15 protein-coding genes are annotated in these 16,180 nt (G+C 30.8%); 10 read left to right on the top strand and 5 right to left on the bottom strand.

Annotated features, from left to right (window positions below; genetic code table 11):
- The first annotated feature begins 96 nt into the window (after window positions 1–96).
- Window positions 97–318: a PC4/YdbC family ssDNA-binding protein gene (locus GXK57_RS18810; protein WP_160679284.1), complete on the top strand. Its 222-nt coding sequence runs from the start codon at window positions 97–99 to the stop codon at window positions 316–318.
- A gap of 194 nt (window positions 319–512) precedes the next feature.
- Here the strand turns inward: GXK57_RS18810 and GXK57_RS18805 are convergent, their stop codons facing one another.
- Window positions 513–1,232, bottom strand: coding sequence for a hypothetical protein (locus GXK57_RS18805; RefSeq protein ID WP_160679282.1), 720 nt, complete (start codon window positions 1,230–1,232; stop codon window positions 513–515).
- Window positions 1,233–1,842: 610 nt separating this feature from the next.
- On the opposite strand from GXK57_RS18805, the gene GXK57_RS18800 reads away from it, so the two are divergent.
- From GXK57_RS18800 to GXK57_RS18770, 7 genes are all read left to right on the top strand, one after another.
- The gene (locus GXK57_RS18800; RefSeq protein WP_160679328.1) at window positions 1,843–3,282 is read left to right on the top strand and encodes a J domain-containing protein; all 1,440 of its coding nucleotides are present in this window, start codon (window positions 1,843–1,845) and stop codon (window positions 3,280–3,282) included.
- Between the two features lie 352 nt (window positions 3,283–3,634).
- Window positions 3,635–4,855 carry an MFS transporter gene (locus tag GXK57_RS18795; protein WP_160679280.1) on the top strand — a complete coding sequence of 407 codons (1,221 nt, stop codon included), beginning with the start codon at window positions 3,635–3,637 and terminating at the stop codon, window positions 4,853–4,855.
- A 76-nt stretch (window positions 4,856–4,931) separates the two neighbouring features.
- Window positions 4,932–6,308: a bifunctional UDP-sugar hydrolase/5'-nucleotidase gene (locus GXK57_RS18790; RefSeq protein ID WP_160679278.1), complete on the top strand. Its 1,377-nt coding sequence runs from the start codon at window positions 4,932–4,934 to the stop codon at window positions 6,306–6,308.
- A 195-nt stretch (window positions 6,309–6,503) separates the two neighbouring features.
- Window positions 6,504–6,767 (top strand): CD3324 family protein, encoded by a 264-nt coding sequence (locus tag GXK57_RS18785; RefSeq protein WP_160679276.1) that lies wholly within the window; start codon window positions 6,504–6,506, stop codon window positions 6,765–6,767.
- 214 nt (window positions 6,768–6,981) lie between these two features.
- Window positions 6,982–7,920 carry a phosphotransferase gene (locus GXK57_RS18780; RefSeq protein WP_160679274.1) on the top strand — a complete coding sequence of 313 codons (939 nt, stop codon included), beginning with the start codon at window positions 6,982–6,984 and terminating at the stop codon, window positions 7,918–7,920.
- Between the two features lie 130 nt (window positions 7,921–8,050).
- Window positions 8,051–8,464 (top strand): chromosome partitioning protein ParB, encoded by a 414-nt coding sequence (locus GXK57_RS18775; protein ID WP_243156472.1) that lies wholly within the window; start codon window positions 8,051–8,053, stop codon window positions 8,462–8,464.
- A 282-nt stretch (window positions 8,465–8,746) separates the two neighbouring features.
- Complete coding sequence (locus tag GXK57_RS18770) at window positions 8,747–9,145, top strand: hypothetical protein (RefSeq protein WP_160679270.1); 399 nt, start codon at window positions 8,747–8,749, stop codon at window positions 9,143–9,145.
- 126 nt (window positions 9,146–9,271) lie between these two features.
- On the opposite strand, the gene GXK57_RS18765 is transcribed toward GXK57_RS18770, so the two are convergent.
- The 4 genes from GXK57_RS18765 to GXK57_RS18750 all read right to left on the bottom strand — a co-directional run bounded on the left by GXK57_RS18765 (window position 9,272) and on the right by GXK57_RS18750 (window position 13,420).
- On the bottom strand, window positions 9,272–9,469 hold the full coding sequence (locus tag GXK57_RS18765) for a hypothetical protein (RefSeq protein WP_160679268.1): 198 nt from the start codon (window positions 9,467–9,469) through the stop codon (window positions 9,272–9,274).
- A gap of 191 nt (window positions 9,470–9,660) precedes the next feature.
- Window positions 9,661–10,890 (bottom strand): MFS transporter, encoded by a 1,230-nt coding sequence (locus GXK57_RS18760; protein WP_160679266.1) that lies wholly within the window; start codon window positions 10,888–10,890, stop codon window positions 9,661–9,663.
- A gap of 72 nt (window positions 10,891–10,962) precedes the next feature.
- On the bottom strand, window positions 10,963–12,006 hold the full coding sequence (locus tag GXK57_RS18755; RefSeq protein WP_160679264.1) for a metalloregulator ArsR/SmtB family transcription factor: 1,044 nt from the start codon (window positions 12,004–12,006) through the stop codon (window positions 10,963–10,965).
- 499 nt (window positions 12,007–12,505) lie between these two features.
- Window positions 12,506–13,420, bottom strand: a complete 915-nt coding sequence (locus GXK57_RS18750) for an AraC family transcriptional regulator (protein WP_160679262.1) — start codon at window positions 13,418–13,420, stop codon at window positions 12,506–12,508.
- Window positions 13,421–13,834: 414 nt separating this feature from the next.
- On the opposite strand from GXK57_RS18750, the gene GXK57_RS18745 reads away from it, so the two are divergent.
- Window positions 13,835–15,133: an extracellular solute-binding protein gene (locus GXK57_RS18745; protein WP_160679260.1), complete on the top strand. Its 1,299-nt coding sequence runs from the start codon at window positions 13,835–13,837 to the stop codon at window positions 15,131–15,133.
- A gap of 70 nt (window positions 15,134–15,203) precedes the next feature.
- Window positions 15,204–16,166, top strand: coding sequence for a sugar ABC transporter permease (locus GXK57_RS18740; RefSeq protein WP_160679258.1), 963 nt, complete (start codon window positions 15,204–15,206; stop codon window positions 16,164–16,166).
- Window positions 16,167–16,180 lie beyond the last annotated feature (14 nt).

Genomic DNA, 16,180 nt, shown 5'->3' with positions numbered 1-16,180 from the left:
CTCAGTTAATTAGAGGAGAATTTGAAAATATAAGTTTTAGAATGAAGTAATATATCTATGTATTGATAAAATTATTTTTAATAGGAGTGAATTAAAATGGCTGATATTAAATATGAGATAAAAGAAACCTTAGGTGAACTTTCAGAATCTTCAAAGGGCTGGAAGAAGGAATTGAATCTTATATCATGGAACGATAAAGAACCAAAGTTCGATATAAGAGATTGGGATGGAGAACACAAAAAAATGGGGAAAGGTATAACATTATCTGCAGAAGAATTAAAAAAACTTAGAGATTTACTTAATGATATGGAGCTCTAGCATACATTAATATATAAAATCCTTAAATATGGATAAAATAGAATTGTAAAGTTTTATATAAGTCACCCCTAAATTTTCTTTAATATTAATGGGGTGACTTTTTGTTGTCTACACAAGTTATACAAAAAATAAAAAATAGGAGTTCTGAATAGAATTTGGGATATTTACTTTCTGTATAGATTTAGATTTCATATCTATATTGGTAGGATATCGTAAGAACCATTATATTTATCAAAAATATCTAACACTATATTTTTTAAGGTGTAGATATCTTTTTCAGTATAATGGATAAAAAATACGTATTCATTATTGATTGCAAATTCGTCATATTTATGTTCGTTTTTATTTTGCTTATTTAGAGTTTTTTCGACAATTGATTCTTCTTTGGGTTCGAAGATTTTAAGAGTAGGCGGAACTATAATATCTTTCTGTTTTGCAGCACAGCATAAGCCAAAAGTAGATAAGCTTTCCTTAACTTTAAGTAGTTCATAAGAACATTTAAAGTTTGAAACTATCCAAAAGTGATGGGTATTGTTATTGGATTTAGAAGAAGTGGTGCTTATTAGTAGATTTAACTTATGTATAGGGGCAAGATTAACCTCTTTCACATAGTCTTTCTCCTTAAGCTTGAAGTTATCTAGTATGCCGAATAATTTCAATATTTTATTTGTAGCGTATTCACCTGATTCACCATAGCTGCAAAATGGGCTCTTCAGCCAAATTTCATTGTTCTTATCATCTCTAAGTATAAAGCTATAGGCTTTATTATTATATAAGTTTTTATATGGTGAGTCTTTTTCATTTTTAAATATTTCGAATTCTTTTATATCTCCTATAAGAAACATTATTCCTTTAATATATTGGACTGTTAGAGCAGAGTCATCGCAGTAGAATTGTAAGGTCTCATTGAACATATTATCGCTCCTTAAATAAATAATATTATATATTTATGCAACAAGTTTTATTTTTGATACCACTGTTCTTTAATGTGTTAAAAAAAATGTAGAATAAAATTTCCAAAAAATGTTTTTATTTTTCTCTAAATTTATGTATAATATATAATGCAAGTGTTAAGGAACTATATGATAGCATTTATAGTAAAAAAGCACTGTTATTCTTCAGCAATAAAGTGCTTTTAATTTTATGCCCATAAAAGCTAATAATTTAGAAAGAGATAAATAAGTTATACAAAATGTGATTTGATAAAATTTCATATTGATCAATTTGTATAGTCTGGCTTAGGATTTGGATTAAATCAAGTATTAGATATCTTTTTAATAATAGTAAATTAATAGGTAGTTGATAAGAAAGTAGTTAAAAAAATGATAAGTTGTATAAGGCGGTTATTAATAGTTTATAAAATCTTATGATAAAGTTCTTATTAAGCTATGAGTCTTTTACAAGTGCGACCCAAGCAAATACATAGGGGAAGCACTTAAGATTTTGAAAAGTCTGTAAGGACAAGCTTAAGGTTTTAAAGTAAGCTGCTTTATATAAATATATAAATTTATGTAGGTGATATAATTGAAGAATTTGTACGAAGTATTAGAAATAACTCCACAGGCTTCTAAGGAAGAAATAAAGAAAGCATATTTTAAATTAGCTGGTAAATACTCTGTGGATAGGTATGAAGTAGAAGCTACGAAAATAAGAGAAGCATATGAGACTTTAATTAATGATAAAACTAGAGAACAATATGACTCAATTAGCAGCTTACCTGGCTCAATAAATGATAGTTATAATAAAGTGTTAGTTTTATTAGAACAAGGTGACTTAAAGTCAGCTATCAAGAATCTTGAAAGTATTTTGAAGGAAGATTCAGATTTAATTTTGATTAAGTCAATGCTGGGACAATGTTATATAAAGAATAGCAACAGCGGTAAGGCTATAAAACTATATGAGGAATTGGTACAAGCAGATCAGAATAATGCCGCATTTGAAGGTTATTTAGGAGATGCGTATTTTTCAAGGGGATGGCAGAAGAAGGCTGTAGCTGCTTATAGCAGGGCTGTAGAGCTTGATCAAGATAATGTTTCTTTATGGCTTTCTTTAAGTGATGCCAACGTATTAGCTGCTAACTATGAAGAATCAAAAGTTATATTGGAAAAGGCTTTAAGAATTGAGAGAGAGTTTGGAGCTAATAATATACTTCATTTAAGATTTATGACTCTAGAGTTAAGCTTAGGTAACGACATAGAAGCTGATTTTCATTTAAATAAGCTTATTGAAATATCAAAAAATGATGATGAGGCTAAGAATAATTTAGCATGGGATTTGTCTAATGTTTCAACTTACTTCTTAAACTTGGGAGTTGGCAGTATCGCAAGCAAGCTGAACACAGCTGCATTGTCCATTTTACCAAATGATGATAAGTTATCAAAAGAAAAAGCTGATATTGATAAGTTCAATAAAAATTTTGACTCTTTTGAAAAGCTAATGAATGACAAGAATATAAAGCAAGAAATAGAAATCCTTATAGGATTAAAGGTTCTTCCAGATAGCATGCTTGATGCTGGTGAAACAACTAAAGAAGATATGGCATGCCTAAATGAATATCAGATTCTGTTAAATTATGATGACTTTAAATCTTCAATTAAGCATCTTAAAGATAAATATTCTGAGCTATATGAACTAAAGGCAGACTTCTTTGAGAAGGCTTCAAATAGTTCGGAGAAAAAGAGTCTGCTTAAGAAGTACGAGGAGGATCTTTCTAAGTATACTACCTTCTTAGACGACATTGCAGACAATGAAGTGCAAGCAGCTGACCAAGAAGTAGCTGTTGCCTTAGAGGAAGTTATTGAAGAGGAAGAAACTGAAGAAGAACAAAGAGAAGTTCTTTTTAGAAATTATGATGAAAAGAATGAGCCAAGCACACCTTATGTAAGAGAAGAACCTAGAATAGGAAGAAATGATCCTTGCATATGCGGAAGCGGTAAAAAATATAAGAAGTGCTGTGGAAAGTAAGGTTATGTATAAGAAAATCGCTAATGTATTTCATTAGCGATTTTCTTACTTTAAAGGAAGGTTTGATTTTATGGGTATGCAACCTAAAGCTGTATTTGCTGGAGTAATTAAAGTTAAAATTTTTAATAAATGCAGCTTTTGTTAATATAAGTTGTATTATACATTTAAATGGAATTTGTCTGGTATATATGTTATAATATAGAACATTGTGTTGTATATGTTATAAGTGTTAAGGGATCTATATAGGTTTCAATTACGGAAGCTTAATCGTTAAAGCTGAAACAATATAGTTATCAGCTTCGCTCATAAAGAAGAGGCCTTCACAAAGTATAATTTAAAAGAGGATATTTATATGAATATAAATAAACATATATCAGTTTATAAGGGACTTCCGAGGGATATCTATCTACTTTTTGTTTCAACAGTAATCAATAAAATGGGTAGTTTTATTATGCCTTTATTGACCTTGATTTTAACTGAGCAGATAGGTTTTACTAAAACTCAAGCTGGACTATTTACAACTATTTCTATGCTTACTCAAGCTCCATTCTTAATGATTGGAGGTAATCTGGTAGATAAGTTTGGAAGTAAGAAAATAATAGTTTTATTTCAGGTTATAGGCTCTATATTTTATGTGGTATGTGGTTTTATGAAACCTAACTTTACAGTTACGGTGTTGATTATAATAGCTTCAAATCTTTATGCATTGGCATCTCCAGCTTTTAATGCGATGGTACCTATAGTTACGCCTCAAAAGCTAATGAAGAATGCATATTCACTAATGTATCTAGGACTTAACTTGGGACTAGCAGTAGGACCTATAATAGGTGGAATTCTATACTATAAAAATCTACTGAGCCTTTTATTTATTTTAGATGCAGTTACTACATTACTGTCTACATTGCTTATAGCACTTTTTATAAAAGCAAATGTGAAGGATTGTGATTCAAAAGTGCAACTTGAAGAGCAAGGAGCAAATAGCGAAAATAGTAATTCAATATTTTCTTTCCTGTATAAAAATCCAGCCCTTGTGGTATTTTCGGTAATTCTATTAATATATAATTTTTGCTATATTCAGTGGAACTTTATGCTTCCTCTACAAACTGTAGATTTATTTAGTGATAAAGGAAAACTACTATTTCCAGTATTATTTAGTGTAAATGCTATAACTGTCATATTAGTTACTCCATTTCTGACATCTATTACACAAAAGACATCGCCAATTAAAAGTATCTTTTGGGGAGGAATACTGTATTTTATATCCTTTATCATGTTTGGAGTAAGCAGGCTTATGTTTGTATTTGTAATAGGAATAATTGTAATGACCATGGGAGAAATACTTATTTCTATAAATTCAAATAATTATATTGCGCAACGAACCCCTAAGGAATTCTTAGGACGAGCTAACTCGATTTTATTTCTTGTGAATGGTACTGGTTATGCAATTGGACCTTATGTAATGGGTGTTATTATTATGTATGTGAGTTTCCAAAATGCATGGTTTTTAGTAGCAGGACTTATGTTAATCGGAGCTGTAGCAATGTATATGGTTAAAAAGTATGATAAGAATTAGCTGAAGAATTTTTTAGCATAAAAAAAATTATAAATTAGTATAACTTTTCAGTAAGAGTTTTTAAGGAGCAGAAAGTATGAAATTGAACATATTACATACAAATGATATACATAGTAATTTTGATAATTTCGCAAAGATTGTAAGCAAGATGAAAGAGCTTAAGGATGAAAATACTTTAGTACTTGATGCTGGCGACTATGCGGACTTTAAGAGGATGGAGCTTCAAGGGACCAATGGGTTAGCTGCAGTTGAACTGTTGGAGGCTGCTGGGTATGATGCTATAGCTATAGGAAATAATGAATTCTTTAATGGACCAGATATATTAAGTGGTATGGCAGTAAATTCTAAGGTCCCCTTTCTAACCTGTAACTTATGTACCTTAGATTATAAGGATATTCTAGGGGCAAAGAAAAGTATTATTTTAGAAAAGAATAACATAAGAATATTGTTAATAGGTACAGCACCGGACATAGCTCCTTTTAATGAGCTTTGCGGTTTCAAACTTAAAGATCATATTGAAGCAATAAACCAAGAGATTGCTAGCAATAATGGAAAGTATGATATATGTATATTAGTATCTCATCTTGGTATGGATAAAGATAGAGAAGTAGCAGAAAAGATTGATAAAGTTGATGTTATAATAGGTGGACACTTTCACATCCTAATGGATAAGCCTGAGGTGTTAAACAACACTATTATATTTACATCAGGATGCTTTGCAGAACATTTAGGTGTATTAAAGCTTGAAGTGGATAGTAATGGCGTCAAAGTAATTGATGGAAAAAATATAGCTATTGAAGAATATAAGCAAGATGTTGAAATTAATAGAGTATTAAAAGAAAACAAAGAAAAGGCTATTGATGTATTAGGAAAGTCACTTTATGAAATTAATGAGGACCTTTGGCATGACATTGTGGAAGAAAACCCTATGACTAACTTCTTAGCAGATGCTCTAGCAGATGTACTGAGCTGTGATCTAGCATTGATCAATAGTGGAGTTTTGAACGGAGGAATTAGAAAAGGAACTGTTTCTTTAAAGAAGCTTTTAGAGCTATGTCCTTCACCACTAAATCCTACAAGCTTTGAAGTTCAAGGAAAGCACTTAAAAGAAGCCCTGCAAGACTCTTTAGATACAGATTATTGCTATTTGGATGGAAAGGGTCCAGGGTTTAGAGGAAAGTATCTAGGAAGGCTTCATGTATCAAGGGCCTTAATCGAACATGACGGAAGAAATATAATAAATGTTTTTATTAATGGAGAAAAGTTAGAAGAAGAAAGATGGTACACTGTGGCATCTTCAGATTATCTTCTAAGAGGTACTGGCTATACAGCTTTGAGTAATAATAAAAATGAAAAGTATAACATTGAGTATTTGAGAGATACCTTGAAAGAATATTTAGCTAAAGAAGATTTCATAAAGAAAGCCTATGTTGATAGGTGGATAAAAAAATAGGAGGGCATACAAAATGAGAACTTTATGTTTTATTACAACAGAAAATCCTTTATTCCATGCAGTATCTGTAAGATAACTATAGGTGACGTTGCATGGAATAAAAACTGTCACATTTTCATTCTAATATAGAAAGATTTAGTTAGAGGCAGATATTGCATCCTTAAATAAGATTTCAAATTTAAGGAGCGAATTAGAATGGATTATAAAAATGGTATAGATATATTACCAAAAGAATTGGTAGTAGAAATTCAGAAATATATAAGTGGCGGACTAGTATACATTCCTCAAATAGAAGAAAATAAGAAGCAATGTGGAGAACTATCAGGATATAAAGTTGAGTTAAAAATAAGAAATGATAATATAAAAGACAGATTCTTGAAAGGCTCAACAATTGAGGAGTTATCATTAGAATACTGTCTGTCTATAGAAACAATTAAGAAAATAGTATATAGAAAATGAGCATTATATAAGTTGAAGGCAAAAATGTTTTATTTAGATTATATAATGAAGAAGTTTGATATTAAGATTATAAGTAGAAAGCTGTCTTGGAATAATAAGTTATTCTAGACAGCTTTTATACATTAAATAAATATAATTAAACTAGCTATATAAACTATAATGGCTTCTATATAAAATAATTTATGTAGATATAAAATTGAGAGGAGGTGCTAAGATGGATAATATAAAAAAAACTGATTTAAGTATTGATGAGGTGTTAGCTCTTTTACGAACAGTTGTTAGAAGTAATATAGATAATATTATAGAAGCATCATCAGGTAAGATAAAAAGAGTGTACTTTTTTAGCCTTTTGAATAAGGAATATGTTATACGGTTTGCTAAGGATAACACTGAATTTGAAGTTGAAAGCTACTTTCAGGATAGATTTGAGAAAGCTAAAGTTCCTTCTCCTAAATTATTGAATAAAGGATATTATAAAGATTATTATTATGCTATATCAGAGAAACTTTATGGTAGTCCATTATGTGCTTTAGATAAGCAAGAAGTTGAAAGTTACTTGCCTAGCATCATGGATACTTTGAAAAATATCCATTCTATGGACATAAGTTCTACATTAGGTTATAGGTGGTTAAATTCCGAGAGAAATGGGCAGTTTAGAACTTTTGAAGAATTCTTAGAAAGCTTTTTTTCAAAAGACATTCAGGGATTCTGGAAAGACTGGTATGAACTATTTAAGACGAGCTTCCTAGATTATGAAGAGTTTATGGACTTATATAAAAAAATGATAAAACTTGCACCATATTGTGAAGGAAAAAGGTACTTAGTTCACTCGGATTTCCACTATAACAATGTGTTAGTAAGTGATTCGAAAGTATCTGGGATTATTGACTGGGGAGGAGTAAGCTATTTAGATTATTTCTTTGACATTTCTAAAATAGTTTTAGAGTTTAGTGAGCATGACCTTTTTAATAGATTTTGCGAATTTTATAAAAACAATGACTTTGATGTTTCTCATGCTAGAGAAAGATTTTTATGCGCTACAATCTGTCATAGCTTAGATGGTATGAGATTTTATGCGAAGCTTGATAATAGAGAGGTCTATAAAAGCATTCTGAAGAATGTACTTACAATTATAGATATGTATCAAGGCTGAGGTACACCTTTAGAAGATTGCTGATATTAATACAGTTAAATTTTATGGCTCTGTTAAACAATATTCTTAAACATAGCCAATTTTATATGGAGGTATTTAAAGTATTATTATGAAAAGTATGAGATTTAATGTGGAAGAGGCAATAGACTATGGAAAGAAAGGAAAAATTGAGGAATGGGTTCACCTTTTTTTAAACTCAGTTGGAGATAACGTTCCATTCTCTGAAGGGTTAAAGCTTGAGAAAAGGTATTGGACAGGACCTATGTTAATAAGTATTGACAAGTTAAAACGTTGCTGTGGCCCAGAGCCTGGTATGGAGTACTATAATGCACCAGAGGATTGGGAACCTTGTATTAAGAAGTTTCAAGATTTGATACAAAATGGATGGGATATGCCGCCTTTAATAGTGCAACATGAAGGCGATAAACTAATAGTAAGTGATGGTAATCATAGATTAGAGGCTATGAGAAGAGAGGGAATCTATAAATGTTGGATTATAGTTTGGAATACTCATTACCAGGATATAATTGAAGATCTCCAGTAGTAAAGATTTCACAACAAAAAATCAGGCTATGTTTAATTTCAACACAGTACTTTAACAGGGCCAAAATTTAATTAATAGTTTATAAAGCCTAAATTTGAAGTAAGTGACAGGTTTAAAAGTGAATTAATACCATTTCGGCTATTGTATAAATATTTAATATAACTTATAAAAATACTCAAAAAAGGTTGAAAAATAAATAATTTAAATATATACTTAGAGTAATTATTTAGCAAAATATAAAATAAAAGTATTAAATTCAACTGTCTTGTAAGAGGAATGCTCATGAATGATATAATAAGAAAGTATCTGAATTATTTCAGTGCGATAATTTTGTTTTTATTTTCTATAGCTATATTTTATTTCTATACTATTATGGTAGATGATACTGTTATAAATATAACTTATGGAGAGTTTGTATTTTTCATTTTTTTAAATCTTGTGTATTTGGGATTACAGTTAATATTAAATTACATGAATGAAGCTAAAAGCACCTTTCTTAAAGTGAACGTCTTAGGTGTAGCTCTTATGGGGGTACTGTGGATAAGGGCATTAGTAGATATTATACAGCTTAAGAGATTTCACATATATGGAACCACTAATGTTATAATAGGCATTTGTGTGATTTCTGTAGTAATGGTTACGTATTTAAGAAGAGTAAGAAAACTTAGGATATATAGTTAATTGTTTTTATGAAAAGAAGTACCACTTCAGTAGGAAATCTATCTTCAAAAATCTCTGATTTATGAGAGGTAAACTTGAAAATAAAGTTTCTTGTGAAGTGGTACATCTGTTTATAAGGGTAGCTTTTTATAATAACTTAAGACATTTCTTATACAAAGGATCAAGCTCGCAACCGCAACTACCACATTCTTTATCTGCTTGCTCTACTGACTTTACTAACTCTTCTTTTGACCCAGTACCTTCAAGATAAGCTTTGGATGGTATTGAAATCAAGTCCCAGCCAGATTCTATAAACTTTTCTAAAATTACTTTTAATTCTTCCATGATAAGTCTCCTTTCAAGGTATTGTTAAAATCCATTTATGTTTAATCACTGAGTTGAAACAATATAGTTTTTACTTTAGCAAAAATCTCTTTCTCATAAGTTAGGTAAAAATGTACGTTTGTAATAATGGTGAAAATTAACAATTTAAATCAGCATAATTAAATAATATACTTCAATGTATAATTATTCAACTATATTGCTTTATCTTCTATAGATTTTAAAGCTGAGTTTTTGTTTTTTAGATTTAATAATGGAATTAATAAGATTCCAGTAATCAAGATGAATATTCCAGATACCATCAGTATATAGCTTAAAGGAGAGTATATAACTATTGTTGATCCAACAAGAGTACCTAATGGAACTGATACATCACATAAAGTGCTGACAAGTGCCATTACTCTACCCATTTTATCTTTAGGAATAAGAACTTGATATAGAGTGCTTATTCCTACGCTTGCTAGTGTTACGCCTAATCCTAGAATAGCTTCTGCAAGAAGCACGGTATAGTAATTAGCTATAAGTCCTAAGAGTAATACCGCTATTCCTTCTAAGCTCAATCCTATAACTGTCATTTTGTATTTATCTTTAAAGATATTTATTAATATCAATAAGGCTCCAACAAGAGCGCCTACTGACAATATTGAGTTCATCATCCCATAACCAGTAGAGCCTACATTAAGAATCTTGGAAGCTAACATGGTTTCGTATATAGACAAAGGTGCCAAAAAGAAATTAATTATTACTCCTCCAGCCAAAACTAGATAAAGTAAAGGTTTGTCTTTAGTGACATACAGTAATCCTTCTTTAAACTGTGAGGCAATTCCTCCTTTTTCAGATCTCTTAGAATATATCTTAGGAATCACTATAAAACTCTCTAGTAAAGAACAAATCAGGAAGGACAATCCGTTGACAAAGAATAATAACCAGATATTCATAAAAGCTATTAATATTCCTGCAAGGGCAGGCCCTAGAATATTTATTATCTGAGAAGTAATTTGATTTAAGGTATTAGCATCTTTTAGCTCTTTTTCAACTACAATAACTGGAATTGCAGAAGATATTGCTGGGTTGAATAAAGAAGTTACCATTGTTGAAAGTATCATAAAGATATAGAGCGTATATATAGGGAATTTGTCAGTAAAAATAAAATAGCTAAATATGAGCATTATAAGGCCGTTTAGGAAATCTGTGCTTATAATAATTTTCTTTTTACTAAGCCTATCAGCGAGGACACCAGCTAGAGGAGAGATCAATACAGATGGAACAGTAAAGCACAATACACTTAAACCCAAGGCTAGTGATGAGCCAGTTTTCTTATACATATACCACATTAAGGCGATGTCATATAGCCTTGTACCTAACTTTGAAATACTTTGAGCAAACCATAGAAGCATAAAATCCTTATTTTTTATAATTTTCATCTTGAACCTCCTATAAAAATAAAATATGACATCTTATGTTTATCGAACATTAATTTGAAAAAATAGCTAACCTTAGGTTAGCATGGCTTCAAATTGCTTTAGTATTTTTCTTATGGTATCTTTATTTACTTTATAGTAGACTTTATTCTCCTCTCTGAATGACGTAATTACCTCAATATCATTTAATAAGGAGAGGTGATGTGAAATGGTTGAACTTGATATACCAAGCTTTTGAGATAGTTCATACCCATAGCAGGGGCCTTGATTTAAGAGTTCTATAGTTTTAATACGATTTTCATCGCTCAAAACCTTTATTGCATTAAGAACCTTTTCTGAAGAAATATCTTCTGAAAATGCTATTTCAGGACAGGCCGTACCATAAAGATAAATTAATCTACTATCTTCTTCAGAAAAGGATAATAATGAAGCTGTATTATAATAGTAAGAAGGTATTAGAGTTATGTTATCATTATTTGTTGCAAAATCATAATCAATAAGTTTACTTATTGTGTTAAAAGGATTAGTCTGTAGTTTTTCTTCAAGCTTATTTACACTCTCAGCATAAACTGTATCAAGCATATCTAGGGTATTCTTAAATATCAAGTTATAATATTTTTTAACAAGATTTATAAATCTATCTTTAGTTTTATCAGGGCAAGAACAGAAGTATAGTAGCTTCCACTTTTCAATTTCTGGTATAGAAGCCTTATCAAGATAAGCCTTTACTTCTAATAGATCATGTATGTTAGTGAGTTTTGCATCCTGTCCAAAACCAGTAGTAAAAAAGTTTTTTACTAAATCCTCTGAAGGATATTGATCTAAAAAGTTAAAGAATTGAGCTATGTCTTTATGGCAACCTTTCTCAATAACAACTTGGATTAAACTCATACCTAGGAAGCTTTCGAAATTAAAGAATATGCTTAATTCTTCTTTTAAAGTACTTGTAAGGCTTAATCTACTTTTGTCAACCCAATTCTTTAAAGCTTCTGGAACGTATTTTAATCTTTGCTGACTTTGAGGAAGCAGCTTTTCATGGCATTCAAGCCTAAACATAGAAGCTAATAACTCGCATACTATTGAGCTTTCTATTAGTATATTTTCATTCAATGAAATCACTTTCACTAACCACCTTTACAGTCTGGAATTTTTGAAATTAGAGTATTTAAGTATTATTGTTGTATTGTGAAATTTAATACTTTATTTACCATAATAAGTATATTATACATGTAATGTTATGGAAGTCAAATGTTATGTTTGATATATATAGAATGTTATATTGTTTTTTAAAATGCAAAGATGTACCACATCTCAGTAAATCTATATTTCTAAATTCCATTCATAGAATTATGAAGAATATAAAAATTGATTTAGCATTGGAAGTAGTACATCTTTTAGTGGAGAAATAAGTACTATGTGACAAGTGTTAATATGAGTTCTATAAAACAAACATAAAAAAGAGTAGGAAATATGCTATGAAAATATTTCGCCTACTTAGGAGATAGGTGATGCCAAAAATAAGTCCTTCTGAGGCTACCAATAGTCCTACAGATAAACTACCTTTGGTAAACATGTGGCATAGTCCCCAGGTTAAAGCTACAAATATTCCACCCCAAGTTTAAATGGTAGGTTCACTTTTTAGTTTTATATAGTTAGAAGGAGTGATTCCTGCAATCTTTTTGAAAAGCTTGCTAAAATAATAGGGGTCGTCGATTCCAACTAGATAACCAACTTCAGAAATTTTTAGTGGGGTAGCATCTAATAAGTCCTTAGCCCGATTTATTCGTATGATATTTAAATAGTTTATTATGCTGTACCCAGTCATTTGTTGAAAAACTCTATTTAGGTAATCATAGTTGGACTCAAAGTTTTGCTCAATGTCAGCACTTGTTATCTTATTTTGGTAGTTAGAATTAAGGTAATGCTGAATATTTCTACATTTTACAAAAGCTTTCGAAAATTGTGGTTGAGCATTTTCAATCTTAGTAGAGGTATAGTCCCTACTTATTTTTATTAATATTTCTAGTAGCTTCAAAGAGGCTATTCTTTTATATCCTTCATATTTATGATAAAAATCGCTATCAGCGCTTACCAGTAAAGACATCAATTCATTTTCATCTTCATAGTGATAGTTTTTTGGTAAATAAAAATCAGGATCTGTATCGGAAAGCTCGCTGAGATACTCACTATGAAGAGAAGACCTTCTTTTATCCATTAGTCTTTGGGCTATTTCTTCATAAGAATTAGCATTTACAGCAGAAATCTTAGGATGTTTAAAGTGAATGTAATAATAGTGGCAAGAAGCTTCTTTGTAGCCGCTATGTTCTATATTAGGTTCTAGCAGTAAAATATCTCCTTTATTAAGATGGTATTCTATACTTCCTTCTTTAATATAAAGCTCTCCACTTTTAACTATATATAGAATGTACTCGTTGATGGTTCTATTAAAGTGTTTCCAGGGTTTTATATAATCTATGTGACCTATTAGCCTTACTGATGGCACAATACTTGTATCTATTGATAGTAAATCCATGTGAAACCTCCGCTAATATGAAAAGTCGGTATAGTACAAAAAAAGTATAAATTGTACATTTAATATTATTGTATAACAGATTAGAATAAAATCAAAGATATACAAGATATATAACAAAGTTACATAAAAAGCACTTATATGGTAAAATATACATAATAATTATTACAGGATCAATGATAACGTTATACATAGCAATAAATAAAGCAGAGTACTTTGAGTTGAACTAAAATAACAAGTGAAAAATATTGTGTAGTTAAGGAGTGATGTGCGTTATACCTGTATATACGCAGATAAATAATAGGTTTAATCTATCTGTGCAAACGGTTCCTTGATGAGAAAACGTTTAATGAAAATAAAAGCTTATAAGTGCTTAATAGCACTTTAATATAAAAACAAACTATGGGGGGATAGAGTATGAAAAATAAAAAAGTAATTGTATTAATTTTAACAGGACTTATGGCTTCTTCGCTATTTGTAGGCTGCGGTGACAAGGCTACAGATACGAGTGGACAAGGATCCGCTACAACTACAACTGATTTGACAAAGCTAAAGGGTCAAATTGAGATGTGGAGTACCTTTACTGATGCAGAAAATAAAGTTTTGAAAGAAAAGATAGTTCCTGCATTTAACAAAACATATCCAGATATAAAGGTAAAGATAACACCAATGCCTAGTGGAGATGATTACAAGAAGCAGATTCTTCAAGGAGCTATGAGTGGTACTGTGCCAGATCTTGCTAGAACAGATATAGTAGATGTAGCACAATATGCTGAGCAGGATTATTTAGAGCCTGTAGATAGTATGCCAGGTTTTGACGATTTAAAGAAGGAAGTCTATGAAGGACCAATGAGTACAAATTTCTATAATGGTCACTATTATGGTGTGCCACTTGATACAAATACAAAGATTGCTATCTATAATAAATCAATGCTAGACAAAGCTGGTTTTAAGGAAGCTCCAAAGACTATGGATGAATTAGAGCAATATGCAGCTAAGGCAAAAGATAATAAGGTAGCTGCACTTGGTATAGCTGGTTTGGAATCTTGGGCTATATCTCCATATTTCTTATCACTAGGTGGTAAGTTTACAGATGAAAAGAATACAAAAGCTACTGGATACTTAAACAGTGACGCAAGTATAAAAGCTCTTACAAAGATAGTTGAATGGAATGATAAAGGATATATTGGTAAGAGTCTCCTTGGTGGAGAAGGTACTTGGGAAGGCTACAATGCAGGTCATTATGGAATGATTGATGACGGTCCATGGTGGTATCCAGCTAACAAAGACCAAAAGAATGTTAAAGATAATTTAATTTTTGCTCCTATGCCAAAGGGTGATGGAGGAAGTTTCTCAGTAGTAGGAGGAGAAGATACAGTAATATTTAAGGCTTCTAAGAATAAAGAGCAAGCTTATGCATTTGCAAAATTCTTAGCTTCTGATGATGCTCAAACCATATTTACTACAGAGCTTGGTATGATGCCTGTTAATACAAATACTGCTAAGAAATCTATAGTTACTGATAATGCAATGTTGAAAACATATATGGATCAGCTTAATTCAACTTGGGCTAGAACTCCAAGTCCAAAGTGGGGAGATATATCAAATGCAATCAAAGAGGACTTTGAGTTAGCTGTAAGAAAGAAGAAGAGTCCAAAAGATGCTTTAGATGATGCAGCAAAGAAAGTAGATTCCTTACTTCAAGCAAGCAAATAATTTAAAAAATACAGATTGAGGATTAAATTAAATATTTAATCCTCAACCATAAAAAAGGAGAGTGAAGCATTTGGAAAATAATACAGTGACTGTTTCACAGCATAGAGGTAAAAATATTAAATTTAATAAAAAACAAAGAGAAGCACTGGAAGGCTGGGCTTTTGTAGGCATAGGTTTTTTACTCTTCTTAATTTTTGTAGCATATCCATTGCTTAAGAACATTATGATGGCTTTTATGAACTATAGTGTTAACCCAAATAAGGCTAGTACATTTATCGGTCTTGCAAATTTTAAGAAGGCATTCTTTGCTGGTGGAGCTATAGATGAAAGCTCAAAGTTCTATTTATCCCTTAGAAATACATTGCTAGCAGTAGTAGTTACTGTACCTATTCAATGGTTTTTGGGGATGGTAATAGCCATATTAATAGAGTCAGTTTCAAGAGGAAAGGTACTATATAGATTTCTATTGTATGTTCCAGTTATTTCAGACTGGATAGTAGTTGCTATATTGTTTAAATATATTTTCCAAGATACACAAGGATCTTTGGTAAACTCAATGCTTTTAAATCTACACCTCATAAGTCAACCGGTGTCTTGGCTTCAAAATGAATGGACTGGAAATATAGTAGTGTGGGCACTTTGTATATGGAAGGGTATTGGTTGGGTAATGATAATGTACACTGCCGCCATACAAGATTTGCCTAAGGATATTTATGAGGCTGCTGATGTAGACGGTGCTACTAAAAAGCAGCAAATGTGGAAGATAACCTTACCACTTTTAGCATCTAGAACTTATTTTATAATAATTAATTTGATAATAGGTGCCTTTAACATAATGCTTCAGGTAATGTTGGTTACTGGAGGCGGACCACTTGGAAAGACTGATGTGCTTTTAGATTACATGTACAACAAAGCATTCTCAAGTTTTGACTTTGGATATGCAGCAGCCTTAAGTTTAATAATGTCTGTAATTCTAATAACTATATCTGTGGTACAAAGAAAACTAACTAAAGACGCAGAAATTCAGTTTTAAGGGAGGCGGAAAAT

Source organism: Clostridium sp. C8-1-8, assembly GCF_009928445.1.
GTDB lineage: Bacteria > Bacillota > Clostridia > Clostridiales > Clostridiaceae > Clostridium_AR.
This window is presented reverse-complemented; position numbering and strand designations above follow the sequence as displayed.

Bases quoted from the DNA above. Each gene is read 5' to 3' on its own strand.
- GXK57_RS18770 (WP_160679270.1), top strand. From the start codon at position 8,747: ATGAATGATATAATAAGAAAGTATCTGAATTATTTCAGTGCGATAATT.
- GXK57_RS18795 (WP_160679280.1), top strand. From the start codon at position 3,635: ATGAATATAAATAAACATATATCAGTTTATAAGGGACTTCCGAGGGAT.
- GXK57_RS18765 (WP_160679268.1), bottom strand. From the start codon at position 9,469: ATGGAAGAATTAAAAGTAATTTTAGAAAAGTTTATAGAATCTGGCTGG.
- GXK57_RS18785 (WP_160679276.1), top strand. From the start codon at position 6,504: ATGGATTATAAAAATGGTATAGATATATTACCAAAAGAATTGGTAGTA.
- GXK57_RS18790 (WP_160679278.1), top strand. From the start codon at position 4,932: ATGAAATTGAACATATTACATACAAATGATATACATAGTAATTTTGAT.
- GXK57_RS18745 (WP_160679260.1), top strand. From the start codon at position 13,835: ATGAAAAATAAAAAAGTAATTGTATTAATTTTAACAGGACTTATGGCT.
- GXK57_RS18805 (WP_160679282.1), bottom strand. From the start codon at position 1,232: ATGTTCAATGAGACCTTACAATTCTACTGCGATGACTCTGCTCTAACA.
- GXK57_RS18760 (WP_160679266.1), bottom strand. From the start codon at position 10,890: ATGAAAATTATAAAAAATAAGGATTTTATGCTTCTATGGTTTGCTCAA.
- GXK57_RS18810 (WP_160679284.1), top strand. From the start codon at position 97: ATGGCTGATATTAAATATGAGATAAAAGAAACCTTAGGTGAACTTTCA.
- GXK57_RS18780 (WP_160679274.1), top strand. From the start codon at position 6,982: ATGGATAATATAAAAAAAACTGATTTAAGTATTGATGAGGTGTTAGCT.
- GXK57_RS18750 (WP_160679262.1), bottom strand. From the start codon at position 13,420: ATGGATTTACTATCAATAGATACAAGTATTGTGCCATCAGTAAGGCTA.